General features: G+C 40.3%; 24 protein-coding genes. 1 reads left to right on the plus strand and 23 read right to left on the minus strand.

Annotated features, from left to right (window positions below; genetic code table 11):
• Positions 1–200: 200 nt before the first annotated feature.
• The 19 genes from yqeH to HSISS3_RS09215 all read right to left on the minus strand — a co-directional run bounded on the left by yqeH (position 201) and on the right by HSISS3_RS09215 (position 19,251).
• Positions 201–1,319, minus strand: a complete 1,119-nt coding sequence (gene yqeH, locus HSISS3_RS09130; RefSeq protein ID WP_021152478.1) for a ribosome biogenesis GTPase YqeH — start codon at positions 1,317–1,319, stop codon at positions 201–203.
• Positions 1,319–1,846 carry a YqeG family HAD IIIA-type phosphatase gene (locus HSISS3_RS09135; RefSeq protein ID WP_002887385.1) on the minus strand — a complete coding sequence of 176 codons (528 nt, stop codon included), beginning with the start codon at positions 1,844–1,846 and terminating at the stop codon, positions 1,319–1,321. The genes yqeH and HSISS3_RS09135 overlap by 1 nt, the downstream gene beginning before the upstream one ends.
• 136 nt (positions 1,847–1,982) lie before the next feature.
• Positions 1,983–2,900 carry a DMT family transporter gene (locus HSISS3_RS09140; RefSeq protein ID WP_021152479.1) on the minus strand — a complete coding sequence of 306 codons (918 nt, stop codon included), beginning with the start codon at positions 2,898–2,900 and terminating at the stop codon, positions 1,983–1,985.
• 75 nt (positions 2,901–2,975) lie between these two features.
• Complete coding sequence (locus tag HSISS3_RS09145) at positions 2,976–3,359, minus strand: hypothetical protein (RefSeq protein WP_002887387.1); 384 nt, start codon at positions 3,357–3,359, stop codon at positions 2,976–2,978.
• A gap of 228 nt (positions 3,360–3,587) precedes the next feature.
• A complete protein-coding gene (locus HSISS3_RS09150; protein ID WP_021152480.1) occupies positions 3,588–4,748 on the minus strand; it encodes a hypothetical protein in 1,161 nt (386 codons plus the stop codon).
• A gap of 95 nt (positions 4,749–4,843) precedes the next feature.
• Positions 4,844–6,286, minus strand: a complete 1,443-nt coding sequence (gene gatB, locus HSISS3_RS09155) for an Asp-tRNA(Asn)/Glu-tRNA(Gln) amidotransferase subunit GatB (RefSeq protein WP_008535412.1) — start codon at positions 6,284–6,286, stop codon at positions 4,844–4,846.
• Complete coding sequence (gene gatA, locus HSISS3_RS09160; RefSeq protein ID WP_021152481.1) at positions 6,286–7,752, minus strand: Asp-tRNA(Asn)/Glu-tRNA(Gln) amidotransferase subunit GatA; 1,467 nt, start codon at positions 7,750–7,752, stop codon at positions 6,286–6,288. Before gatA ends, gatB begins: the two co-directional genes overlap by 1 nt.
• A complete protein-coding gene (gene gatC, locus HSISS3_RS09165) occupies positions 7,752–8,054 on the minus strand; it encodes an Asp-tRNA(Asn)/Glu-tRNA(Gln) amidotransferase subunit GatC (protein ID WP_002884769.1) in 303 nt (100 codons plus the stop codon). The genes gatA and gatC overlap by 1 nt, the downstream gene beginning before the upstream one ends.
• A 151-nt stretch (positions 8,055–8,205) precedes the next feature.
• Entirely contained in the window at positions 8,206–9,678 is a 1,473-nt protein-coding gene (locus tag HSISS3_RS09170) for a glycosyltransferase (RefSeq protein ID WP_021152482.1), read from the minus strand.
• Positions 9,675–9,890: a hypothetical protein gene (locus HSISS3_RS12410; protein WP_021152483.1), complete on the minus strand. Its 216-nt coding sequence runs from the start codon at positions 9,888–9,890 to the stop codon at positions 9,675–9,677. The genes HSISS3_RS09170 and HSISS3_RS12410 overlap by 4 nt, the downstream gene beginning before the upstream one ends.
• Before the next feature lie 12 nt (positions 9,891–9,902).
• The gene (locus tag HSISS3_RS09175) at positions 9,903–10,949 is read right to left on the minus strand and encodes a GftB: Glycosyl transferase, family 8 (RefSeq protein WP_021152484.1); all 1,047 of its coding nucleotides are present in this window, start codon (positions 10,947–10,949) and stop codon (positions 9,903–9,905) included.
• Between the two features lie 50 nt (positions 10,950–10,999).
• Complete coding sequence (locus HSISS3_RS09180; RefSeq protein WP_021152485.1) at positions 11,000–11,881, minus strand: glycosyltransferase family 2 protein; 882 nt, start codon at positions 11,879–11,881, stop codon at positions 11,000–11,002.
• 3 nt (positions 11,882–11,884) lie between these two features.
• Positions 11,885–13,093, minus strand: a complete 1,209-nt coding sequence (locus HSISS3_RS09185; RefSeq protein ID WP_021152486.1) for a glycosyltransferase — start codon at positions 13,091–13,093, stop codon at positions 11,885–11,887.
• 218 nt (positions 13,094–13,311) lie between these two features.
• Positions 13,312–14,751 (minus strand): 6-phospho-beta-glucosidase, encoded by a 1,440-nt coding sequence (locus HSISS3_RS09190; protein ID WP_021152487.1) that lies wholly within the window; start codon positions 14,749–14,751, stop codon positions 13,312–13,314.
• Between the two features lie 121 nt (positions 14,752–14,872).
• Positions 14,873–15,382 carry a peptide-methionine (S)-S-oxide reductase MsrA gene (gene msrA / locus HSISS3_RS09195; RefSeq protein WP_021152488.1) on the minus strand — a complete coding sequence of 170 codons (510 nt, stop codon included), beginning with the start codon at positions 15,380–15,382 and terminating at the stop codon, positions 14,873–14,875.
• A gap of 11 nt (positions 15,383–15,393) precedes the next feature.
• The gene (locus tag HSISS3_RS09200) at positions 15,394–16,242 is read right to left on the minus strand and encodes a MetQ/NlpA family ABC transporter substrate-binding protein (RefSeq protein WP_042772108.1); all 849 of its coding nucleotides are present in this window, start codon (positions 16,240–16,242) and stop codon (positions 15,394–15,396) included.
• A 123-nt stretch (positions 16,243–16,365) separates the two neighbouring features.
• Positions 16,366–16,917 (minus strand): cysteine hydrolase family protein, encoded by a 552-nt coding sequence (locus tag HSISS3_RS09205; protein ID WP_008535425.1) that lies wholly within the window; start codon positions 16,915–16,917, stop codon positions 16,366–16,368.
• Positions 16,918–16,984: 67 nt separating this feature from the next.
• Positions 16,985–17,770 (minus strand): GTP-sensing pleiotropic transcriptional regulator CodY, encoded by a 786-nt coding sequence (codY, locus tag HSISS3_RS09210; protein WP_002887402.1) that lies wholly within the window; start codon positions 17,768–17,770, stop codon positions 16,985–16,987.
• Positions 17,771–18,036: 266 nt separating this feature from the next.
• Positions 18,037–19,251 (minus strand): pyridoxal phosphate-dependent aminotransferase, encoded by a 1,215-nt coding sequence (locus HSISS3_RS09215; RefSeq protein WP_021152490.1) that lies wholly within the window; start codon positions 19,249–19,251, stop codon positions 18,037–18,039.
• A gap of 354 nt (positions 19,252–19,605) precedes the next feature.
• Here HSISS3_RS09215 and HSISS3_RS09220 point away from each other — a divergent pair, with 354 nt between their 5' ends.
• The gene (locus HSISS3_RS09220; RefSeq protein ID WP_002887404.1) at positions 19,606–20,058 is read left to right on the plus strand and encodes a universal stress protein; all 453 of its coding nucleotides are present in this window, start codon (positions 19,606–19,608) and stop codon (positions 20,056–20,058) included.
• An 81-nt stretch (positions 20,059–20,139) separates the two neighbouring features.
• Here the strand turns inward: HSISS3_RS09220 and HSISS3_RS09225 are convergent, their stop codons facing one another.
• From HSISS3_RS09225 to HSISS3_RS09240, 4 genes are all read right to left on the minus strand, one after another.
• Positions 20,140–20,892: a hypothetical protein gene (locus HSISS3_RS09225; RefSeq protein ID WP_021152491.1), complete on the minus strand. Its 753-nt coding sequence runs from the start codon at positions 20,890–20,892 to the stop codon at positions 20,140–20,142.
• Positions 20,893–21,172: 280 nt separating this feature from the next.
• Positions 21,173–21,973: a pyruvate formate-lyase-activating protein gene (gene pflA, locus HSISS3_RS09230; protein WP_021146382.1), complete on the minus strand. Its 801-nt coding sequence runs from the start codon at positions 21,971–21,973 to the stop codon at positions 21,173–21,175.
• 441 nt (positions 21,974–22,414) lie between these two features.
• Positions 22,415–23,149 carry an LPXTG cell wall anchor domain-containing protein gene (locus HSISS3_RS09235; RefSeq protein WP_021146383.1) on the minus strand — a complete coding sequence of 245 codons (735 nt, stop codon included), beginning with the start codon at positions 23,147–23,149 and terminating at the stop codon, positions 22,415–22,417.
• A gap of 351 nt (positions 23,150–23,500) precedes the next feature.
• A complete protein-coding gene (locus HSISS3_RS09240) occupies positions 23,501–24,832 on the minus strand; it encodes a hemolysin family protein (RefSeq protein ID WP_008535434.1) in 1,332 nt (443 codons plus the stop codon).
• Positions 24,833–24,844: the final 12 nt, after the last annotated feature.

Genomic DNA, 24,844 nt, shown 5'->3' on the forward strand with positions numbered 1-24,844 from the left:
GATAGTGACGGACGTCATTGACCTCCTTACGAAGTTCCATGACTACAAATCGAGCCCTAGGTCTCAATTTTTTCTTGCCTCATTCTTCAACTATAGGAATGAGGCTTTCACTTCTACAAAAAGCATGGCCTAAAAGCTCGTAATGATTGCTTCTTTATCTAGCCTTTCCTTTCTTATTCCTTATAATTACTTTATTAAGTTTAAATAATCGCTTTTCGGACGACGACGCCAACGCCTTCTGGTGCCCAAGCGGCAACGATGGTTGGTTGGTCGGCCTTTCCTTGAACACGAATCCAGCCTAGTCCCGAGAAGACAATGTCCGTCTTATCTTTGACAGTGAACTCGTGACGGACAAGTTTTGGAAAATCGGTAAGATCCTTTGGCCCAGGCGGCATGAGGAGACTGCCAACATGCTTGTCATAAAAGGCATCTGCACCTTCAAGTTTGGTACGATGAAGCTTTAGATTATTGTCAAAGAAAGCTGTAAAACCTTGTTTATCACCATCAATGAAGTCAAATCGTCCAAGTCCACCTAGGAATAGGGTTTGGTCTGCATTTAACTGATAAGTTTTTGGCTTAATTTCCTTCTTAGGACTAACGTATTTGAGGTCCTTAGCTGACAAGTAATGAGCCATTTGGTGGCGATGAATAATTCCTGGAGTATCGAAAATGTAAGTACCATCATCCAGCGGAATCTCAATCTTATCAAGGGTCGTGCCTGGGAAACGAGAGGTAGTGATGACATCTTTATCACCAGTAATTTCCTTGATAATGGCATTGATTAAGGTTGATTTACCAACATTCGTCACACCAACAACATAGACATCACGACCCTTACGGAGTTTTTCAATACGTTTAATCAACTCTTTGATGGCATGATGATTTTGAGCAGACGTCAACATGACATCCACTGGACGCATGCCTTCTTCGTAGGCACGTTCTGTCAACCACTGGGTTACCTTACCATCTTTAACGGATTTAGGTAGAATATCCTTTTTATTGCCAACCAAGAGCACATCATTACCAGAAACAAAGCGTGACAAGCCTGGGATGATTGATCCGTTAAAATCGAAAATATCAACGACATTGACAACGAGGGCATCGCTATCACCAACTTCATGTAAAAGCTTTAAAAACTCGTCATCTGTGATATGGACATCCACAATTTCATTGTAATGACGAAGGCGGAAACAGCGTTGGCAGTACAAGTCTCCCGTTTCTTCAGCCTTTTTGATAGAGCTAGCAGGTGTGTAGCCAGCTTTTTCTTTATCTTCTGTTTGAATTTGGGCTCCACACCCAATACAAAATAATTCTTCCATTAAATTCCTTTGTCGAAGGTCATAGGACCATACGCTTTTTCAATCTTTTTCCACATGCGACGTTCACGCCAACGGTTAAACTTGGTCACCCAAGAATCGGACTTCACCAAAGGCTTAACCAAAATCGAGCGAATACCTGCTCGGTGACTGGCCCTAATGTCAGTCATGAGCTGGTCGCCCACCATTACAACCTCTTCACGGTTAAAGTGATAGCGCTCAATCGCTTCATTAATTCCCTTGGTAAAAGGTTTCATGGCGCGGCTCACAAAGTCCACATGAAAATTAGCAACCGCACGTTCGACACGGTCGTGTTTGTTATTAGAGACCACAACCACTGGGATGTCAGCCTCCGTCATCTCATCCAACCAAGCACGTAGCTCAAGCGTTCCATCAGGATTGTTCCAAGCAATCAAGGTATTATCCAAATCAACCAAGACGGCACGAATACCGTGTTCACGTAGCTGGTCAGGTTTCAAATCATAAACAGCCTCCACCATAAAATGGGGCCTGTAATCGTCTATACTCATTTTTTCTCCAAAATGTTAGTTTACCTCTTATTTTACCATATTTTTAAGGTTTATGTGTGGGACTTAAGTCCTATTTTTAAGAACAGAGCATACAAGACAATAAGGAAAGAGAGCCAGCAATCACTGAACTCTCTCCTTATCTTTGAATTTTTTCTTGTTTTTTAAGGGCAACTAAATTCTTAAGCGATATGATGATAACAGCAAGAACAATTAAAAACATTCCAAGCACATCAATGGCAAAGAAGTGGTCCCCCATAATTAATACGGTTAAAATGACCGATGCTACGGGTTCTACCGAAGCCAAGAGACTCCCTTTGACAGCTCCAACCATGGTTGTCCCCTTAAGGAAAACGGTGTAAGCAAAGACTGTCCCAATGAAGACCAATCCAAAAAGTGCTAGGAGATTTCCACCAGTCAAAGAAAGCTTATACTTCCAGGCTTGGATAGCAATCGGAAAGATTAAACCACCGAGCAACAGGCCTAAACCAATGACAATCAAACTGCCCCATTTTTCAATAGCCTTAGCAGGCAATAAGATATAAATTGCATAGGTCACCGCCGAAAAGAGACCCCAGAACAAGCCCAGAGGTGTAATCGCCAGCTCCCTTATCTGACCATGCGTTGCGATGGTAAAGGTTCCCACAATAGCCATGATAATAGCCACTAGCTCTGCTGCTGTTGGGAACCTACGATATTTTGCACATACAAAAGCCAGGATGATAACTGGGGTGACATACTGCAAGACCGTCGCTGTCCCAGCATTAGTGTATTGAATAGCACTAAGATAGGCGTACTGATTTAGTACCAGACCAAAGAGAGCAAATAAGGCGATACTTACTAAGGTTTTTCTATCTTTAAGAGCTTGAACCAATTTGTCTCGCTGCCTAAAAAAGACCGAAGCCGTTAGTAAAATACCAGACAGAAGCAAACGTAAACTCGTCAAAAGATTGACATTAACACCATGAGCCATTAGGTATTGACCAGAAACTCCTGAAAATCCCCAGGCAATTCCTGCTGTCAATACCATCAAGCTCCCTTTTAGTTGTTTAGACATGTGTTTTCCTCGATTATGATAATGCTTAATTATTATATCACAGAGTGGATAAGGTAAGCGGTTACTCCATAAAACTTAAGCGGTTTTTCTTGAGGAATTTTCAAGCCACCAACCGACAATCCAGCCAAAGACTAAAAGATAATTTTCAAGAGCACCTATGGCGTTGACTGAGTGATGATGTTGAAGATAGCTAAGGAAATGATTGGTCCCAATTCCAAGACCTCCAATAATCAAAGCTATCAGTACAGCTCTCAGATAAAACCAATCGTACTTGAGATTCACGGCAAGAAGAATGATCAGAACTGCCACATTCCAGATACCAATCTCCCTCTGCCAACCAACTGAAATGCCATACCCCGAGTGACTTCCCATATAGGTTGGGAAAAATAGCTGAAAAATAATGGCACCAGTCATGGCCAGGATGACGAGGATAAATAGGACTCTTAAAAATTTGTTCATAGGGTTGCTCCTGTTTAAAAGATGCTTTATTGGATATCACTAGTATAACAAAAAAGACCTAAGTATAACCTAGGTCTTTGAAGTTGATTATAATCTGTCGAAAAAAACTTTACTTTAAATTTGTTCGTTAATTATTAGGACAATAGTTTCCAACATAATTCAATATTTTAGATTTCCATGGATCTTTAATTGCTTTTTTAACATCTTTTGTTTTCACTCCCATAGATTTTACAAAAAATTATTATATACATTTTTAGGTGTAGTAGAATACAATAAGTGTGGTTCAACTTCTCCATTAATAAATGGTTTAAAAATAAGACAATCCTTTAAGACATCTAATTTCTCCTCTTTCTCTATTCCATATAATTTGTTACAATAGACGACTCCTTGAAATTGGATACTATTGTCAGACTTATTTACCTTAAATATAAAGTCAAAATCTTTAAGATTTTTGTTCGTCTTGATTATATATTTGTTGATATTCTTGGTAACAAAAACATATTCATATAACATCTGCATTACGAAAAACAAAAATATTGATAGTCCAAATGCAATTAAGGAAGGAATAATAAAATCTAATAAATTATTTGGATGATCTAATTTAAACTCAAGATTCTTATTCAAAAGCTTGAATTTAAAAGGATCTTCCTTAGATAATAAAATATAATAGACTCTAATTGCTATTAGGTAGATAAACCATATTATTTTAAAACATGTTTCAAAATAATCATAAACTGGTGTTGTTTCTATTTTAGATCCATAAAGAAATTGGTTTTGAGTTACAACAAATTCTTTTAAATATGGCAAAAGTAATGGAAGAAACCAAACTAGGATAGTTATTGCACTTTCTGATATTTTTCCGGTAGTCGAATCAAGAGAAATATAAAAGACAAATAAATCAAAAACTAAGAAAATCGCTACAAAAAATATCAACCCTAAAATAAATCCATCTAACACAAATTTGGATAATAGTTTATCCATTTTTTGGGAAATTGTTTTTCTCTTATAGAGAGAACTAAATCCAAACATAGTTCCTAAAAACAAAACTAACGATAGAATCCCACTGAAACTGCTTTTCCAAAAATAAAAGAGAACTAAAAAAATAGTAGCAAAAACTTCAAAGAAAAACAAAATCTCGATAAATAAAAACAAGGTCCTAAATAAAACTATAAAACATTTTTCTGCTTTATTTTTATTAGCTAGAAACTGTTTTTTTTTATGACACTTCTGATAAAAGAATGAAACTATTTGTATCAAAAGACTTATAACAAACCACAGCAATAAAATTAAATTAAAGTTTAATCCAAAATAATAAACTCCAATACTTAAAAATAATAAGATAGTGACCAACCCAATTTCAGGGTCTAAATTTTCTACAAACTTTTTCATATAAAAACCCTCCATTCCCGAGTATACCAAAAAAACTAGCCTACATTCTATGTTCAACAAAGAATGAGACTAGTTTTTATATTAGAAAAAATCTATTATTCTTCTTTCAACTTCGCCAATTCTTGGGCAAGTAGCTTGAGGGCTACTTGTGGGTTGGCTTGGCCTTTGGTTGCTTTCATAAGGAAGCCTGTAAAGGCCTTGTCAGCGTTACGTTTACCTGACTTGAAGTCGGCCACGGCTGCTTCGTTGTCTGCAAAGACTTGGTGGATGATTGGAATCAAGACTTCAGGGTCTGAAATCTGTACCAAGCCAGCTTTTTCGACGTATTCACGCGCACCGCCACCGTTTTTCGCCAAATGAACGAAGACTTTCTTGGCAATCTTAGAGGAGATCGTTCCATCTTCGATGATGGCAATCATTTCGACCAAGTTTTCTGGTGTCAATTGGATTTCTTCCAGCGTCTTACCTTCCGCGTTCAAGAATTGAGCGACCTCACCTTGGAGCCAGTTAGAGACTTGTTTGGCATCTCCACCAAGGGCTACGGCTGCTTCAAAGAAGTCAGAAGTGACTTTCGTCGCTGTCAATTGGTTTGCATCATAGTCAGACAAGCCAAGCTCTGCCACATAGCGAGCACGGCGATCTTTTGGAAACTCTGGCAGCTCAGTACGCATTTCCTCAATCCACTCATCTGAGATTTCAAACAAGGGAAGGTCTGGTTCTGGGAAGTATCGGTAATCCGCTGCTCCTTCTTTAACACGCATGAGAATGGTGCTCTTGTGGGCTTCATCATAACGGCGTGTTTCTTGACGAATGACACCACCTGAACGCAAGATTTTTGCTTGGCGTTGCACTTCATACTCAAGACCTTTACGGACGTTTGAGAAAGAGTTCAAGTTCTTCAACTCCGTCTTGGTACCAAATTCCTCTTGACCGTATGGGCGAAGGGAAATGTTGGCATCCACACGCATTGATCCTTCTTCCATCTTGACATCAGAAATGCCTGTGTATTGGATGACTTCTTTCAAAGCTGTCAAATAGGCATAGGCTTCTTCAGGAGAACGCATATCTGCTTCAGATACGATTTCAATCAATGGCACCCCTTGACGGTTAAGGTCCACATAAGAGAAACCGTCTGGGCTGTGGGTATTCTTACCGGCATCTTCTTCCAAGTGGGCACGTTCAATCCCGATTTTCTTAGTTGAGCCGTCTTCCAATTGCACTTCAATCCAACCCTTGTAGCCGATAGGCTCATCAAATTGCGAAATTTGGTAGGCCTTTGGATTATCAGGGTAGAAATAGTTCTTACGGTCAAAGTGCATGTGTTGGTGGATATCCATATTCAGCGCCAAAGCAGCCTTAATACCAGCGTCTACAACACCCTTGTTCAAGACAGGAAGCACCCCTGGGAAAGACCAGTCAATCACATTGGTATTGGCATTTTGCTCGTTCCCAAAGTGAGCAGAGGTTGGTGAGAAAATTTTTGAATTTGTATTCAATTCAACGTGGACTTCAAGTCCGATGACTGTTTCAAAGTTCATTAATTGTCACCTCCAAAAATCACGGGTTGTTGCTTGTGGTAATCTGTCGTTGCTTCAAAGGCAGCTGCAGCTTGGTAGATAGTCTCTTCAGAATACTTAGGACCGATCAACTGCAAACCAACTGGTAGCCCTTGCGCAAAACCTGCAGGAATCGAAATCCCTGGAAGACCTGCCAAGTTGACTGGGATGGTCAAGAGGTCTGCTAAGTACATGGCAACCGGATCATGGTTGAGCGAATCCAAATCAAAGGCCACGCTTGGAGCTGTTGGACCAAGGATGAGGTCGTAATCCGCAAAGACTTTTTCGAAGTCTTGGATAATGAGGGTACGGACTTGACCGGCTTTCTTGTAGTAAGCATCGTAGTAACCAGATGACAAACTAAAAGTACCCAGCATGATCCGGCGTTTGACTTCATCACCAAAGCCTTGACTACGAGTGTTCACATAGATGTCATCCAAGTTCTTGGCATCTTCCGCACGGAAACCATAGCGAATCCCGTCGAAACGTTGCAAGTTTGATGAAGCTTCAGATGAAGCAATGATGTAGTAAACGGCAACCCCGTATTTAGAATGAGGCAAGCTAACTTCTTCGACAGTTGCTCCCAATTTTTCAAAATGTTTGGCCGCATTGAGGATGGTTTCTTTAACTTCAGGGTCAATCCCTTCACCAAGGTATTCCTTAGGAAGAGCAATCTTCATGCCTTTGATGTCTTGACCAATCTTAGAAGTAAAGTCAGCTACACGAACAGGTGCAGATGTTGAATCCTTGGCATCTTCACTGGCAATAACATTAAGCAATTGGGCATTTTCCTTAACGGTTTGTGAGAAGGTACCAATTTGGTCGAGTGAGCTACCGAAGGCAATGAGACCGAAACGAGAAACCGTTCCGTAGGTTGGCTTAAGACCAACAATCCCGTTAAAAGCTGCTGGTTGGCGGATAGAACCACCTGTATCTGAACCAAGAGACAAGCGGACTTGTCCTGAGGCTACAGAAGCTGCTGAACCACTTGATGATCCACCAGGAACCTTGCTGTGGTCCCAAGCATTCTTGGTTGGTCCATAGTATGAAGTTTCACCAGATCCACCCATAGCAAATTCATCCATGTTGGTCTTCCCGATGACAATCATATCTTTGGCTTTTGCATTGGCAACAGCTGTCGCATCAAAGATGGGCTCATAGTTATAGAGCATTTTTGAAGCTGCAGTCGTCAAGATGCCATCTGTTGAGATATTATCTTTGACAGCAAGCGGAATCCCTGACAGGAGGTTATCTGCATCGATTCCTTTTTCGTCAATAGCCTTAGCTTGGTCAAGTGCTGCTTCTTCAGCCACCGTCACAAAGGCATTGACCGCTTCTTCACGCGCCTTGATATCGTCAAGTGTCGCTTGGGTCAATTCCGTTGCTGAGATTTCCTTAGAGACAAGGAGGTCGTGCAACTCTTCAATGGTTTTATTGTTGAATGACATTAGGCATCTCCTCCATCTTCTAGGATAGCTGGTACCTTGATGTAGTAGTTGTCTTTTTCAGGTACATTTTTAAACAAGCGGTCACGGTCAGTCCCTTTTTCAGCAACATCCGGACGCAATACGGTCTTACGATCAGCCATAGTCGTTGTTGGGGCCACACCAGTTGTGTCCACTTCTTCCAACAATTCCACCATGTCGACAATTTTAGACAAGGTTGTCGCAAACTCAGCTGTCTCTTCTGGAGAGAATTTCAATTTTGAAAGATTGGCAACGTGGGTTACCTCTTCTTGCGTAATTTTCATCTTGCTTCCTTTCGTGAAATGATGATTTTTCAATACGTTCTATTTTACCATAATTAGGCCTATTTTGCTTGGAGGATAAAAAAACTGTAGTAACTTTTTTGTCACTACAGATACCATAGGTTTAGCTTAAACCACAATATTTGAAAGATAGTTAGTCTATGGCTACCAAGAGCTTTCTCCAAGCTTCTAGGATTTCTGGCTTCAAGTATTTTTTCGCCAAATCATACGAAGCTTGATGCATAGACTCAAGATTGCCTTCTAAGACTGCTACAAGCTTATCCGCCATATCAGAAACAAGCAAATCCTCATCCATGGTCTCATCATACGGAACCAAATAACCGTTCTTTCCGTCTTTGATAAAGGTCGGATTACCATAGCGAGCATCAAAACCAACCAAGGCCAGACCTGCTCCAGCTGCTTCCATCAGGGTCAAACCAAAGGTCTCCCACTGAGAGGTGGTCACATAAAGTTCATACTGTGGGTAAATCTTCTGCAAGTTCGCATGACCTCTTAGATGGATATAACTACCTGCTCCAAGGTCATCAATCAGTTGTTCCAGATTTTCTTGTTCAACACCCTTACCATAGATATCAAAGTGAAGATTAGGCACTTTGTCATGGGTCAGGGCAACCGCTCTTATGGCTAGATCCAGCCGTTTGCGTGGGTCTAATCGAGAGGCCGTTATCAAACTAAGGGGCTTTCTCTGACCATCTGGATAACTAAGATTATCCAAGTGACCTACAGGTAGGGCATAAATAGTAGCATTGTTTAGCCCTTGTTTCTGAAGGGTAGTCTCTAGTACTGCTTTTTGTGCTTCAGTCGCTGTGATAAAAAAATCAAACCGCTGGGCATACTTAAAGATATAGTAATACTCATAGTAGAGTCCACCATTTTCAAACTCATGCTCTGAATGGAAAACAAAACCTAATTTTGCAGGTGATTGAAGCTCTAAAATTGGTCGTGCAAATGCAATCAAGGCAGCCCTATCTAATAATAGGGTGTCTTCTTGTGTCAAGGAAAGGCAATCCAAAAAGCGACGCATGACTTCCGTTTGTGACACTAAAATCTCATTTTCCAACCTGTACAACCAAGTAGTTCCCTGCTTGAGTTCTTCAAAAGCAATATGACCATCTTGGTTATGGAAACTTCTTCTGATGAGGATACCCTTTTCAAAGTATTCTGTAACCAGTTTACGGGTTCCATACCACTCACGCTTCAACAAAATACCATTAGTAAGGTAATCGACATATCGGACACACCCCTTTTTATAAGGGTCCATTGTAAAGATGAGTCTACTTCCATATGAAAACTCATAAAGGAACTCTGTTTCATCTTGCTTCTTCAAATCCAGTCGCGTTAACTGGAACTGCTGTTGCAAGGCTCCCACTGTCAACGACGGAATATAACCATCTTGGTCGGTAAAACAGACATAGGCATGTAGGAATTCTTCATAGCGATGTCCCAGAGAAAGATAATAATCCAATTTATAGGGTTGAGGCCAAGTTGTGAAAACAAATTTAGCAGGCGCATTTAATTCACGCAGCATTAAGGCTCTAGATGCTTGGGCTACATCAACACCATTAGGCTCATAGCCTACCAGTAGGTTAAAGGTGTAAATCGTCATCTTTGTCCCCCTTCCAATTGATTAAAGAAAGCCATGATTTCTGCCCTATCAGCCAGTTTTAAAGCCTCTTTTTGAGCCTTAAGCGCTCTAGGATAGACATCTGGTTCCTGCAAAAGTTGGCGGATACTTTGACCCACTTCCTCCACCGAAGCAAAAACAGTTGATAGGGCCTTATAGTATTGACGGTGGACCGTTGATTCCAAACCATACAATAGTTGCTCATTTTAAATAGCCTCAAGCGTCACATCAGTAACCTCACTGCCATAATTCAAGTCTAAATAAATAGAGCACTCTCTTAGTAATTCTTGATATTTATCACGATTAATTCCAGGATAAAGATGGACATTCGTCTTTTCCTCCAAGCAAGTCAATTTAGGTCCCATACTAGTCTGAGCCGAAATATGAAAATCGAGATTAGGAAAGGCATCAACCAAACTAGCTAGTCCCTCAATATTTTCCGAAGCAGTCATAACCATTGCCTGGGCAACAAAAGTCTGATTCCCTTCTTGTTCTGCACCAGCGAGATAAATCAATCCCGACCTACGCTCCTCTTGAGGATAATAATTAGCAATCAACGTATGACTTACCTGATTTTGAATGTGCTCAAGACCATCGTGACTAGCAGAACAATAGACCAGTCGTTCAGCTTGTAACAGTGGAAGCAAATTAGGATCCATACAAATGATAGCTTCGTCTGACTTTAGGACCTGCCCAAGAACAAACTTGATTACATCCTCCTTACCTGAGAAAATCTTATCTCTTCCCACAGAACCCTGATGAATCAAATAATCTTCTTGGATATAATGCAATAAGACTTCCTCTTGCGCACAATTAAAGTAAATATCCATGAGTGCTTGCCCCTCATCATCTAAAAGACGTTGCTTGGTCCGCCATCCATAACGGTTATAGTCATCAATAGCGACAATCTTTTCCCCTTGGCCGAACCACTCAACCTGCTTGACCGTGCGCTCTCTAACATTTTCACGAAAAATAATATTAGCTCGACGATCTTTGCCGTCAAAAAGATAAGTCGTAATTCCCAAAGTCCAAAGCTCCCAATAGAGAGGAACTGACAAATCATTAAAAAAGAGAGGTTTGCCTTGATAATCATCCTCAGAGGAATAACTAAATGACGATGCTAAACTTATAGTGTTTCCATCTACATCCGTTTCAAAATTAGTGTAGAACACTCGTGATTTCATCCCCAAAGAGTCTAGCAACCTTCTCAGTTTATCCGTCGCTTGACTGGGTTCTTGTGCAATAATGAGCATAGTTATCCTTTCTAACTATTTCAAGCAATAAATAGCTTTAACCTATCCCTTTATTGCTCCAAAAATCTCAAGTTGACCTTTGCTGTCTGATAGGTCTCCGTATCTTGAAGATTGGCTTCTTCCAATTTTTCAATGGCACGCTTCAAACGAGTCTTATAAATGTAACGATGCCATGTTAAATCATAGCCCAACATCCCTAGCAGTGCTAGTTTTTCATTTTTAGCTTCCATCTCATCTAAGACACGCTTTTCCGTCCAGACCTGCGACAAGGTATCCTTGCGCCCTACTCGATACCAGTAGATACATTTTTCAGTGTGAATCACACGATTGGCCTTTAACAAAAGCTTATACATAAGGAAGTTGTCTTCGACATTCTTTCCAACCGGAAAACGCAGGTCCTCAAATAAGGAGATTTTATAGAGCTTCATCATGGCACATGCCCAAGCCATATCTCTTGTCTCCTGGATAGCATCATGATCAATAATATCTCTTCCCTCATAAAGGGTTTCAGAATAATCATCCTCTGTCAGCTTAATCAAAAACTTACTCGTACTATCATTAAACAAATTATAATTGCCAGTAGAAACATCTGCCTCATACTTTTTCAGCTGATCATACAAGGTCTCCACATAATCTTCTGTCACCCAATCGTCTGGATCTACAAAAGTAATGTAATTACCTGTAGCCAAATCAATCCCCGTATTTCGAGCTGCAGATAAGCCACCATTAACTTGTCGGACATAGCGAATACGTGAATCTTGCTTGAAGAATTCCTTGCAAATGGCTTCTGACTGATCAGGAGAACCATCATTAACAAGAATGATTTCAAGATGAGGATAGGTCTGGTTGACTATCGTTTCCAAACACTTCCGTAAATAAGCTTCCACATTATAAATGGGAATAACAATACTAACTACTTCTTTATTTTCCATTGATTATCTCTCAATCGTCTCTAGATATTCTCGAACAGCCTTCACCATTTCATCCACTTGGTCATTCTTAAACACTTGATTCTTCCCAGTTTGGTCATGATTGGTCACTTCAAAAGAGAAAACAGGAAGCCCCAACTGATGAGCCGTTTCTGTAATATGATCAACCTCGTCAAATGGATTAATATCCAAATAAAAATCTATTTTTTCCAAAACCTTGCGACTGGTTAGAGGATCAAATGAGGGATAGAGGATAAGATTTGGATACTGCTCCAACTTCACCAAATTAAAACCAAAATGAGAGTGGGCCAAAATATGAAAAGCCACATCGGGAAGGGCTTGTAACAGACGTTCCAACTCAAAAATATCTGCCGTATTGGTATAAACAGCCGTATGATAAGAAAAATCTCCCACCATATCACTAAAGTTGAGCTTTACAGCTGGCTTTCTCAATAAGATATCTTCCCAAGATAGGGCGTAATAGAACCACCAAATATCCCTGAAACGATTAAAACGTTTAGCAGTCCAAGGCTTATTGTAAGAGGTGTAATGGATAACTGCAGGTACCCCTTTAAACGCATCATACCAATCCAGATCCCCGTATATATACTGGTCCTTATCAGAACCTACCTGAAGATTATAAGTCCAAGGAAGTCTGAGCCAAGCATCCTTAAAATACAAATTCAAGATTCCCTGATCACCATAGACTTCTTGGTGATGTTTCTGCGTTAAATCAAAGAGAGATTCTGTTACCTTATGTTGGCGCCACCAGGCAGTGTCAATAACCATCAAACCAGCATTGAAACCTTCCGTCGTCGTCGGACAATCCACTACTGCTCCAATACCAAGACCATTCAAATCAACCTCAAAAAGTGGTGACAAATCCTGTGTAAAAATCATATCACTATCTAAATAGAGAACACGATTTTCTTGAACAAACTCAGGTATCGCATAACGGAAAAAAGTCGCATAATGAATATGCGCACTCGGAAGCGAAAATTGTTTAAAGCTTTCTGCAGACACACGACAATTAAGAATTTCAGAATCAATAGCCTCTAAACGACGATTCATCAACGTAAACCATTCTGTTGGTAAATTCTCATTTAGCACATAAATTTTCCACTGCCCTTGATGTGCACACAAAGATTTAAGAGCTACCTCTAACTTTTCCATATAGGATAGCTCAGCTACAAATACAACTGATTTTTTACCCATGTTTTCTTCCTCTCAAACTCTAACAAGAATATCATTTTTTAGAAAACATTACAATTTCTATCCCTTACAAAAAAAGCCAACCCTAAGGCTGACTTTAAATGGAGATCAATTTTCTCTTAGTGCTCCTTATATGCGTAAAACAGGATTCAGACTAGCACATGGCTTAGAACACCCAACACCTCTCAACTCATAGATGTCATTAGTCGAGAACTCACACCCTATTCTACAGAGGCACCGTTACTTGCGATAACTTCTTTGTACCAGTTAAATGATTTCTTCTTAGAGCGTTTAAGACTACCATTACCATCGTTATCTCGGTCCACATAGATGAAGCCATAACGTTTCTTCATTTCACCAGTTCCAGCAGAAACAAGGTCGATACAGCCCCAGGTTGTGTAACCCCAAAGCTCTACACCATCTTCATTGATAGCATCACGCATAGCCTTGATGTGGGCTGCCAAGTAGTCGATACGATAATCGTCTTCAACATAGCCATTTTCATCTGGCGTATCCACAGCACCAAGACCATTCTCAACGATAAACATCGGTTTTTGGTAACGATCCCAAATAGCATTGAGGGTAATCCGAAGGCCTAGTGGGTCAATTTGCCAGCCCCACTCTGAGGCTTCCAAATAGGGATTTTTAATAGAGGCAAAGATATTTCCAGCAGTCTTTTCATTAACTTCTGGATCACCTGAAGCCACACGACTTGCATAGTAAGAGAAGGAAATAAAATCAACAGTATGCTCTTTAAGAAGGGCCAAATCTTCTTCCGTCATCTCAAGCTCAATGCCATCACGTTCCCACTGTTTCTTAGCATAATTTGGATACTCTCCACGAGCTTGAACATCAATAAAGAAATAGCTACTACGGTCTTCTTGCATGGCTGCCCAGTAGTCACGTGGATGGGCTGTATTTGGATAATATTGACCTGCTGCCAACATACAACCGACCTTATTTTCAGGGTCAATCTCATGAGCCAATTTCGTCGCCATAGCTGAGGCTACCAACTCATGGTGAGCAGCCTGATATTTAACCTGCTCCTCATTTTCACCCTCTTCAAAGCAAAGTCCTGCTCCCATAAATGGGGCATGGAGAATCATGTTAATTTCGTTGAAAGTGAGCCAGTACTTAACCAAACCCTTATAACGTGTGAAAAGGGTACGACAAAGATTTCCATAGAAACCAAGCATCTTACGATTACGCCATCCCCCATACTCGGTAATCAAGTGCATGGGACAATCAAAGTGTGTGATGGTCACCAAGGGTTCAATGCCATGTTTGTGACATTCCTTGAAGAGGTCCTCGTAAAAGGCAAGACCAGCTTCATTTGGCTCAGCCTCATCCCCCTTAGGAAAAATACGTGACCAGGCAATAGAGAGACGGTAGGTCTTAAAGCCCATTTCACCAAGGAGAGCAATATCTTCCTTATAACGGTGGTACATATCAATACTTTCCTTGGCAGGATAAAAATACCCATCCTCGAAATCAAACATCTTACGATGACCCGTGATAATAGACAGGCGGTCCTTACCAATCGGCACCACATCAACATTGGCTAAACCACGCCCATCGGCATCATAGGCTCCTTCACATTGGTTGGCTGCCGTCGCTCCACCCCACAAAAATCCGTCAGGAAACGTTAATTTTTTAGTCATTCTTTTACCCCTTCTGTATGTCAACTTTATCTAGTAATAGTATACAATACTTTGCAATCGTTTTCTTATAGTTCACAACAAAAAATCGAGAATAGGATAGATTCCTACTCTCGATGATGACTCATTTCCAATTGTCTTCTAAAAATTGGTGACGAATAGCGCTACTTTGCGCATAACGTTCGGGATTAGTCCTATAAAATCCCTGATGGTAAGCTTCGGCTTCGTAGAAAGTCTCCGCAGGTTCAATCTTTGTCACGATTGGACGGTCAAAACGTCCTGAGGCCTGAAGATTAGCCTTAGATTGTTCAGCAATTTCCTTTTGACGCTCATCAAAATAATAAATCACAGGACGATAGTTATCACCACGATCCTCAAATTGCCCAAAAGCATCCGTCGGATCGGTCTGAGCCCAATAAATTTCGACTAAATCAGCAAAAGAAATGATTTCTGGGTCAAAGATAATCTCCACAGCCTCAGTGTGGCCAGTCGTTTTACGACAAACCTCCTCGTAAGTTGGATTTGGCACATGTCCTCCAGTATAACCAGAGCGAACAGATAGAATACCTTCTTGCTCCTCAAAAGGTTGCACCATGCACCAGAAGCACCCTCCGGCAAAAATAGCTCTTTCCATAGCGTCCTCTCTTACCAAACTGGTTCATCCAAACCTTGAGATGATTTCTTGATGACCTCTTTGACTTCGTTAGTATGATAAGCCTTGATAACTTTCTTGATAGCATCAGCCTTATCTGATTTTTCCCAACCTTTTTGGGCTACAAGTAGGTTGTACCATTGCTTAGTATTTTTACTAGCAGGTTCTACGTAGATAGCTGTCTTAGGATCAATACCAGCCTCTGTAACGAAGTCATTATTAATAATGGCTGCATCAACAGAATCAAGGTTGGCAGCTGTCTGAGCAGCATCAACTTCTCTAATATTTAAATTCTTGCTATTTTCACTAACATCAGTCAACTTAGCCTTGTCATTTGCACCTACACTAAGCTTAATCAAGCCAGCAGACTGCAAGAGATTAAGGGCACGACTTTCATTAACGGCATCATTTGGAATGGCAATCGTAGCACCTTCTGGCAATTCTTTAATATCCTTATACTTGTTCTTACCACCCTCTGTTCCAGAATAGACACGGAAGGCTGTGAAATAAGTCTCAGCAATTGGGACCAAGTCAGTCTTATGATCCGCATTCCAGTTATCCAGGAAATTGTAGTGTTGGAAAGCATTAATATCAATGTCACCATTATTAAGGGCTACGTTTGGTTGAGAATAGTCCGTAAACTCGCTGAATTTAAGCGTAACTCCCTCTTTTTTCAAGATTTCTTCAACCTTATCCCAGCGTGCTTGTTCAGACTCACTCTTAGCCATGGTCCCTACTCGAACCACTGTCTTATCCTTAGCAGCATCCTTACCACAAGCTGCCAAAATACCTACAGAAGCAACAGCAATAGCTACAAAACCTAATAATCGTTTTATTTTCATCATTTTCTCTCCTCTCAGACAAATCAATACCTTTAGTCTAACACGAATACAGCCGCTTGACTAATTCATATTCTTAATCAGTTGATAGAGAGGGCTTATCAAAAAAAGAGTAAGAACTCAGTCTTACTCTACAATTGTTGCTCCAAGAACATTTTTAAAATGCCCAATCGCAAAATCATGTGCTTCAGGCGTCAAAGATGCTGTTGCACTTGCTACAACCTCGATATCATAACCTAGATTATAAGCATCAATAGCCGTATGTAGCACGCAAATATCTGTTAAAACTCCCGTCAAAACGACTGTTGTCACACGACGTTCACGTAGACGAATATCCAAATCAGTTCCTGAAAAGGCTGAGTAATGACGCTTATCCATCCAAAAGACACGACTATCATCCTTGATGGCGTCATACACTCCAGCTAATTTGCCATAAAGTTCTCGTCCAGATGTCCCTGCAATATTGTGCGGTGGAAAGAGCTTGGTTTCAGGATGGAAGGTATCCCCTTCATCATGTCGATCCATAGCGACAAAGATATAATCTCCATTATCATAGGCTTCCTGAGTCACCTGAGCAATGCGGTCTTCAATGGCCTGAGCTGGCTTTCCAGCCGTCAACTTCCCGTCATCCGCTACAAAGTCATAAGAGTAATCAATTGAAATCAATGCTTTTGTCATGTTACTTTCTCCTTTTTAAAAAAAGTGGGCAGTTACCACCTACCTCACTTTTATGTCAAAATTTTTCTTATTCGTATTCTTTCAATTTATCGTAAATACCTTCGTTAAGAACTTTAAGGTAAGTCCCTTTCATACCAAGTGAACGGCTTTCAATAATACCAGCTGATTCCAACTTACGAAGGGCATTAACGATAACTGAACGGGTGATACCAATACGGTCAGCGATAACAGAAGCTGTCAAACGACCTTCCAAACCGTCCAACTCATTCAAGATAGCTGAAACCGCCTTGATTTCTGAGTAAGACAAGGTATTAATAGCCATGTTAATAGCTGTTTGTTTACGAATAGTTTCTTCCAAGTTTTCTGTTTGAAGGTTCAACAATTGCAAACCAACTACTGTAGAGGCAATCTCAACCAAGATAAGATCTTCATCCACAAAGTCATGGTCATTACGCCAGATGATGAAAGATCCAAGACGCATACCACCACCATAAATAGGCGCAATAGTCGTCAAACCATCTGGAAAGTCATCCTTTGATTCCACTGGGAAAATAGTCAAGTCACTATCAATACCAATATTTTCTTGAGTGTCATAGACACGACTGATACCACGTGTGTATTCTTCTGGGAGTTGTTTGGCTTCAAAAAACTCTTCTACACGATCGTTATTGGTTTTATATTTCATGGCATAACCAAGGAGGGCCCCACCACCATTAACGATAGCAGCGTTACAATCGATGATGTCTGCCAACTGAGCAGCCATGTTATTGTATGGAAGATCTCCTTCCAAGCTATCTACTGAGCGTTGCAAGATAGATGTAATTTTACGAGTTTTAGCCAGCAAATTTGCCATATTTATTGTCTTCACTTTCTATTTGTAATCTTAATAATCTCAGGTCCTGTACCAAACATATCCGTCAAGACCCACTAGCCCTATCATTATAGCACACTTAACCTATAAATTGCAAACAATTGTCTGAAAATTATTTATTATTCTACTATTCATTATATTAAGTCAATTATGTCTTTTTCAGCTAAAACGTTCGGATTTTAGGCGAAATCTCTGCTTTTTAGGTATCAAGAAAACTGGACAAATCCTTTTGCCCAGTTGTTGACATATTAGCGCTTGTAATATGACAAGACACGTTCAATTTTATTTCCCAGATCAGCCAACTCTTCCACACGAGGAAGGTAAACGATACGGAAGTGATCTGGTTCATTCCAGTTAAAGCCTTTACCCGGAACCAAGAGAACCTTCTCCTTCTTCAAGAGACGAAGGCAGAACTCTTCATCATCGTCAATATCATACATATTACGATCAATTTTAGGGAAGATATAAAGCCCTGCATCTGGCTTCACAGCTGTAAGCCCTGGAATAGCATTAACGGTATTAGTGATGAATTCACGTTGTTCATAGATGCGACCACCAGGAATCAAGAGCTCATCTACAGACTGGTAGCCCCCAAGTGAGGTTTGGATAACGTGTTGAGAAAGCACGTTGGCACAAAGACGCATGTTAGCCAGCATGTTAAGACCTTCAATATAGCCTTTGACATTTCTCTTTGGTCCAGAAAGAACCATCCATCCCACACGGAAACCACAGATACGGTGTGACTTAGAAAGACCGTTCATAGAGACACAGAAAACGTCTGGTGCAAGACTAGCAATAGCAGTGTGCTTCTTACCATCCATCACCAAGCGGTCATAAATTTCATCCGCAAAGATAATCAAATCATTTTGGCGTGCAATATCGACAATCTGTTCAAGAATATCTTTAGGGTAAAGAGCACCTGTCGGATTATTCGGATTAATGACGACGATTGCCTTGGTATTTGAAGTAATCTTAGACTTGATGTCATCAATATCTGGATACCAGTTTGATTTTTCATCACAGACATAGTGCACAGCGTTACCGCCAGCTAGACTGACACAGGCTGTCCAAAGAGGATAGTCTGGCATTGGCACCAATACTTCGTCTCCATCATCAAGCAAGGCCTGCATAGACATAGAAATCATCTCTGAAACACCGTTACCAATATAGATATCGTCAATATCCACATTTGGGAAGCCCTTAAGCTGGCAATACTGCATAATAGCCTTACGAGCTGAGAAAATCCCCTTACTATCTGAATACCCTTCACTGTTACGAACATTCATAATCAAGTCACGAATGACTTCATCTGGTGCTGTAAGGCCAAATTCCGCAGGATTTCCCGTATTAAGACGAAGAATCTTTTCACCGTTAGCAATCAAGCGGTTGGCCTCATCCAAAACCGGTCCACGAATATCATAGGCAACGTGTTCCAACTTTGATGATTTATCAAATGTTTTCATAAGTTAATCCTTTCAAAAAATACTAAAAGTAGATACATCTAGTAGAAAATAAAAAATTCAACACCTGATGGGAAACTCTACTTTTATTGACACCATCTAAGGCTTAACCCATGGCATCAGTTAAGAAGACTCATTCTCTTCTCAATTATCACGTTTCTTACGAAGCTAATAACAGATTGTATTATACCTCTTTTTCAAGTAATCTTCAATTTTGGACAATATCAAAATCCCTTCACTGCGTAAAAGGCTCTTTTTAGGTAAAGATTTAAAAAAAGATTTCAGAAAACATATAATAACGCTTTCACTTTTTAAATTAAAAGAGTATAATAGGGCTAAAGATAGGAGGTAGAGCTTATGTCTCAACAATATGAACGTATTATGGTAGCTATCGATGGTTCTTACGAATCCGAACTAGCCTTTATCAAAGGTGTGCATGTTGCAAAACGTAACGATGCACAGTTACTTTTAGTACACGTTATCGATACACGCGCCCTTCAAAGCGTTGCGACTTTCGACTCTTACATCTATGAAAAACTAGAAGACGAAGCTAAAGCTGTTTTGGCCGATTTTGAACGTCAAGCCAAGGAAGCTGGATTAACCAAGATTCGTAAAGTCATTGAGTTCGGTAATCCTAAGAGTCTTTTGGCTGTTGACATTCCTGAAAAGGAAAACGTTGACCTCATCATGGTTGGTGCAACTGGTCTTAATACTTTCGAACGCTTGCTTATCGGTTCATCTTCTGAATACATTCTCCGTCACGCGAAAGTTGACTTGCTCATTGTTCGTGACTCAGAAAAAACACTTTAGTCGCCTCTCACAAGCACCTACGGTGCTTTTTTTCATACGAAAAAGAACTGGGACCCTTTTGTCTCAGTTCTTTTGCTTGTTCTATTTTTCAGACTTAGCCGATTCAGATACCTCTTCAGACTCTGAACTTGCTTGACTTTTTTCTTTTGACTCTTCACTAGCAGACTGGCTTGAAACACCTGCTTGCTCTAAAGCAAGGCTAGTTGAAAGGCTCGCATGCTCAGCTTCCTGACTAAGGCTAGCTTCAACAATCATCAATTCTTTTTGGCGCTCAGTCTCACGTTGGTATTCACGTTCTTCCAGTTCATCCTGACGTCGTCTTTCTTGCTCACGTCTTTGAGCTCTTTGACGCTCACGTTTAGCATGGCGTTTTTGCGTCTCATCAATTAAGACCTTCGTGTTGTCCTTAATACGCATCAACTTAACAAGGCGAACCAAAAGTCTCCAAAGGAAGACAACAATGGACTCTGCAAAAAGTAGAATCTCTACTATAATGACTCCCAACAAACTCCAAGCCATGAAGAGTGTAATCAACAACTGCGTGAAAATCTTCTTCAAATCACCTAAGTGATTATTGTGGATATTAAGGGTCTCAAGGAAAAGATCCAAAATACCTTGCAAGAGATTTGACTTAACAGACTTATCTCCGTCAAGACTCAAGTCTGTTTGGACTTCCGCCGGAGTAACCACGGTCAATTCGCCATCTTGGTAGACTTCTACACGGTCTCCCAAATTGATAGCAAAATCAAATAGGGCTTTATCTATTTTCTTTAAGCGCCCATCAGGATGACTAAGATAGACAAAATCATCATCAATTTTTAATATACGAAACATAATTTACCTGCTTTTTAGTACTTCATAAATAATAGCAAAGTTAAAAAGCTCTTGTCAAGAGCTTGTCGAATGGATACAAACAATTTTAAATACGTCATAGACTAAGAACTTCTGCAAAAAACGTGAAATAAGAACTTATTTCACAAGCAAAGTGAACATCGGTCTAGAATTTTTCTTATGATAAAAATGCTTAAAACAGTCTGTTTCAAGCACTCCATAATATTTAAAACCGTTAGGAAAACTGTTTTAGGCTGATCCTAAATCTCAAACAGTTATCATTTTAGTCCAAAGTTTTGACACCAACACGGTTCTTGTATTCTTGATAGGTTTCAGTATGCATGAGGGCCTTAGCATTTTTAACACGGTCCATAGTTGGTGGTTTGACCCCTTCCAAAGGATATGGAATACCCAGCTCACGCCACTTGAATTCGCCCATAGTATGATAAGGAAGAATCTCAAACTTATCAACATTTTTCAAGGTTTTAACAAATTCACCCAGCTTAATTAAGTGATCATCAAAGTCGGTCAATCCAGGTACCAAGACATGGCGAATCCAGACTGGCACTTGTTTATCAGACAGATATTTTGCAAAGGCCAAGATATTCGTATTAGGTTGGCGAGTTACAAATTTGTGTTGCTCTGGATTAATCTCTTTGATGTCAAGCAGAACCAAATCAGTCACAGCCAAGAGTTTGTCAACGACTTCATGATACTCAGGAGTATTACGGTAGGCAAAACCACAGGTATCAAGTGTACAGTGAATGCCTAACTTTTTAGCCTCTGTAAAGAGAGCCGTAACAAACTCAATCTGAAGCATGGCCTCACCACCGGATACAGTGATACCACCTTGCTCTCCCCAGAAATGACGGAAACGAAGAGCTTCTTCTAAGACATCCTCGACAGTACGCTCAACAGCCTTATTTGACTCCATAGCCCATGTATCTGGGTTATGGCAATATTGGCAACGCATCTTACAGCCTTGCATAAAAACAATAAAACGGATACCCGGACCATCTACGGATCCAAAACTTTCAGTCGAATGAACCAGTCCAGTCACCTGACTGTAATCAATTTCTGCCATGGCAGCCTCCTTGAAAACGCTTTTTACATAAACTCATTATACCTTTTTTACGAAAAACATGCTTCTTATCTGCCCGAATTAAAGCAAAGGTTATACTATAATACATCTCTAGTAAGGTGTAAACTATACTATACCAGAAAGAAAAATCGGAAATAAACCAGTCTTAGAACACAGACAAACGCATCTGAACATCCCATAAATAAGCATTTCTGTAAAGTCTTTAGTGTAAGCACAAAAAATATAAATTGAGACTCTCCGCTACGACAAAAACGCCTGAAACTTTTTAGTTTCAGGCGTTCATAATGTTGAGACTTAAAGCTTAAAAATGAGGCATGGAACTTCGAGAAAGTTCGCCTACGCCCATTATCACCTCAGGAAAATCTCAAAATAAGAGTTTATATTAAATCTAAAACCAGAAGATATCCAGTCTTTTCTGATAGGTTAAGCACGTTTTTTGAAGCCCAAAAAAGCTGCTGCTGCAAGGAAGAAAGTCCCTGCGATTGTCAAAAAGGTTGCTGCTTCTTCACCGGTCTTAGGAAGGGTTACTTCTTTCCCTTTAGCATCTTTACCTGTCAATGTTCCATCAGTGTTAACCTTAAATCCTACCGCTTCAGGAGCAACGACACTTGTTGTACCATCAGTATTTGCAATAACAACTTGGCTATTTTGTGTAGAAACAATTGTTTGGCCAGCTGCTGTCACAACTGGAGCTGCAGGTGTAACAGTCACAACAGGTTGTCCATTGACATTCACTGAAGGAACCTCAGGTGTTTGAGGGTTCTCTTTTGTTTCAGTATTAGCCGCTGGTGCTGCTGTATCAGGCTTATCAGCTGGTTTTTCAGCAGGTTTATCTGACGACTCAGTTGTTGGAGCTGGTGTTGCTGGCGTTTCTGGAGTCGCTGGCGCTGTTGGCGTCGTAGGAGTCTCAGGCGTCGCTGGTACTTCAGGGACAGCAGGAGCAGTTGGCGTTGTCGCTCCTGTATTTGAATCATTACTGCGAGCCAAATCGCCATCACTTGGCGCTGTAGAAGAGCCTGTTGTTCCACGCTCTGCTGTTGGTTGCGTGATTAAAGCATCATTTGTAGCAATGCCATCATCCGCAAAAGAAGTTACTGGTACTAAAGCTCCTAGGGTAAGGAAAAGCAATCCACTATAAATAGATTTTTTAGAAGCCATTAAAATTCTCCTTTTTTCATTTGTCAGTTAATTTATATTCTACCATAAAAAAGGTATAAAAGACTATTTTAATCAAAATCTTATCATTTTTTATTCTAAGCCTATCAAAAGAGCTAAATGTGTTTAAAATCCTTTAAACAAAAATGACAAGTCTGATAAAGATGTTTCTCCTCAAGTAAGTAAAAATGGCTTAATATCATGCTCTAAGGCAGTTTTCTCATTTTGTCATTTAGCTAAAGAAATTTAAAACGAAGATAAGAAAAAAGCGTCCTCTCATAAAGAGATGGAACGCTCAATTATCATTTTCTGTTCTAATAGCTCTAGGGTTTTCTAATCAAAATACTCTTAATGCTATTCTTCTACTTCCTCTGGAGCTTCTGTGATGATGACTTTCAGCTTGGTTACTCGACCATCCTTAACCTTGTCATTGATAAATTCAAGGTGTTTATCTTTATTAATCACTTCATAGTGTTCTTTGACCTCTTGGGTAGGAATAGCTCCTACACCAGTCAAATAGTAACCTGCGATAGTGTCAACATCATCACTCTCAAGTTCAGTGTCAAAGTATTCATTGAAGTCGTTAAGGGTCATAACTCCCTCAACAATATAGGTATTTTCTCCAATTTCACGAACTTCTACACTAGCTTTATCTGTTTCGTCATCAATCTCGCCGACGATTTCTTCCAACAAATCCTCGAAGGTCACTAGACCAGCCACACCGCCATATTCATCAAGCAAGATAGCCATTTGATTGTTGGTATTACGAAATGCCGTCAAAAGGTCGTTAACAAAGATTGTTTCTGGAACAAAGAGGGGGTCGTTCATGATGCGACGAAGCTTAACATTCTCAAAACCGAGCTCATAACCTGCTTGAAGGAGGTTTTTGGTATGGATAACACCGATAATCTTATCCTTATCATCTTCGTAGACAGGGATACGAGAGAAGCTTTGCTTAAGAATGGCTTGGATATTTTCCTGAGTGTTGTCTTCAATATCAATCATGAAGGCATCTGTACGAGGAACCATAACTTCACGCGCCATCAATTCATCAAGAGAGAAGACACCTTGAAGCATTTCGATTTCCTCAGCTTCAAGTGTTTCATCACTCTTGGTCAACATGTACTCAATCTCGTCACGTGTCATCTGCTCATCCGCATCATCAAAAGTCATAGGTGTCAAACGAGACAAAAGGTTGGTTGATGCCGAAAGGATCCATACAAAAGGACTGACAATCTTACCAGTTACGATAATGACAGGTGCTGAGTAGATGGCCAGATTCTCCTTAAGGTTCATGGCAATACGCTTAGGATAAAGCTCACCAAAAACGATAGAAATGTAGGTCAAGACTACCAAAGATACCACGCTACCTGCTGTTTTAGCCCAGGCTACATGACCAAACCAGGTCGCTATAACTGCTCCTAGCGAAGCAGAGAGACTGGCCCCTTGCAAAAGACTGATAAAAGTAATACCAACCTGAATAGTTGATAAGAAGTTATTGGGATTTTCAAGAACCTTGAGCAGGCGAATAAATTTCTTATCTCCCTCTTCTGCCTTTTGCTCGACACGAGAGCGATTGAGTGACACTAGGGCCATCTCAGACGCTGAGAAAAAGGCTGTAAGCAGGGTTAAAATGACTAGTAAAATAAATTGAAATAATAAGGACTGACCACTAGAGTCTTCCATTTTTTTCTTCTC

Source organism: Streptococcus sp. HSISS3 (assembly GCF_000448605.1).
Lineage (GTDB): Bacteria > Bacillota > Bacilli > Lactobacillales > Streptococcaceae > Streptococcus > Streptococcus raffinosi.

What these genes read in the sequence shown, in the direction of transcription:
- yqeH (WP_021152478.1), bottom strand. Translation starts at nt 1,319, where the DNA reads ATGGAAGAATTATTTTGTATTGGGTGTGGAGCCCAAATTCAAACAGAA.
- HSISS3_RS09135 (WP_002887385.1), bottom strand. Translation starts at nt 1,846, where the DNA reads ATGAGTATAGACGATTACAGGCCCCATTTTATGGTGGAGGCTGTTTAT.
- HSISS3_RS09140 (WP_021152479.1), bottom strand. Translation starts at nt 2,900, where the DNA reads ATGTCTAAACAACTAAAAGGGAGCTTGATGGTATTGACAGCAGGAATT.
- HSISS3_RS09145 (WP_002887387.1), bottom strand. Translation starts at nt 3,359, where the DNA reads ATGAACAAATTTTTAAGAGTCCTATTTATCCTCGTCATCCTGGCCATG.
- HSISS3_RS09150 (WP_021152480.1), bottom strand. Translation starts at nt 4,748, where the DNA reads ATGAAAAAGTTTGTAGAAAATTTAGACCCTGAAATTGGGTTGGTCACT.
- gatB (WP_008535412.1), bottom strand. Translation starts at nt 6,286, where the DNA reads ATGAACTTTGAAACAGTCATCGGACTTGAAGTCCACGTTGAATTGAAT.
- gatA (WP_021152481.1), bottom strand. Translation starts at nt 7,752, where the DNA reads ATGTCATTCAACAATAAAACCATTGAAGAGTTGCACGACCTCCTTGTC.
- gatC (WP_002884769.1), bottom strand. Translation starts at nt 8,054, where the DNA reads ATGAAAATTACGCAAGAAGAGGTAACCCACGTTGCCAATCTTTCAAAA.
- HSISS3_RS09170 (WP_021152482.1), bottom strand. Translation starts at nt 9,678, where the DNA reads ATGACGATTTACACCTTTAACCTACTGGTAGGCTATGAGCCTAATGGT.
- HSISS3_RS09175 (WP_021152484.1), bottom strand. Translation starts at nt 10,949, where the DNA reads ATGCTCATTATTGCACAAGAACCCAGTCAAGCGACGGATAAACTGAGA.
- HSISS3_RS09180 (WP_021152485.1), bottom strand. Translation starts at nt 11,881, where the DNA reads ATGGAAAATAAAGAAGTAGTTAGTATTGTTATTCCCATTTATAATGTG.
- HSISS3_RS09185 (WP_021152486.1), bottom strand. Translation starts at nt 13,093, where the DNA reads ATGGGTAAAAAATCAGTTGTATTTGTAGCTGAGCTATCCTATATGGAA.
- HSISS3_RS09190 (WP_021152487.1), bottom strand. Translation starts at nt 14,751, where the DNA reads ATGACTAAAAAATTAACGTTTCCTGACGGATTTTTGTGGGGTGGAGCG.
- msrA (WP_021152488.1), bottom strand. Translation starts at nt 15,382, where the DNA reads ATGGAAAGAGCTATTTTTGCCGGAGGGTGCTTCTGGTGCATGGTGCAA.
- HSISS3_RS09200 (WP_042772108.1), bottom strand. Translation starts at nt 16,242, where the DNA reads ATGAAAATAAAACGATTATTAGGTTTTGTAGCTATTGCTGTTGCTTCT.
- HSISS3_RS09205 (WP_008535425.1), bottom strand. Translation starts at nt 16,917, where the DNA reads ATGACAAAAGCATTGATTTCAATTGATTACTCTTATGACTTTGTAGCG.
- codY (WP_002887402.1), bottom strand. Translation starts at nt 17,770, where the DNA reads ATGGCAAATTTGCTGGCTAAAACTCGTAAAATTACATCTATCTTGCAA.
- HSISS3_RS09215 (WP_021152490.1), bottom strand. Translation starts at nt 19,251, where the DNA reads ATGAAAACATTTGATAAATCATCAAAGTTGGAACACGTTGCCTATGAT.
- HSISS3_RS09220 (WP_002887404.1), top strand. Translation starts at nt 19,606, where the DNA reads ATGTCTCAACAATATGAACGTATTATGGTAGCTATCGATGGTTCTTAC.
- HSISS3_RS09225 (WP_021152491.1), bottom strand. Translation starts at nt 20,892, where the DNA reads ATGTTTCGTATATTAAAAATTGATGATGATTTTGTCTATCTTAGTCAT.
- pflA (WP_021146382.1), bottom strand. Translation starts at nt 21,973, where the DNA reads ATGGCAGAAATTGATTACAGTCAGGTGACTGGACTGGTTCATTCGACT.
- HSISS3_RS09235 (WP_021146383.1), bottom strand. Translation starts at nt 23,149, where the DNA reads ATGGCTTCTAAAAAATCTATTTATAGTGGATTGCTTTTCCTTACCCTA.
- HSISS3_RS09240 (WP_008535434.1), bottom strand. Translation starts at nt 24,832, where the DNA reads ATGGAAGACTCTAGTGGTCAGTCCTTATTATTTCAATTTATTTTACTA.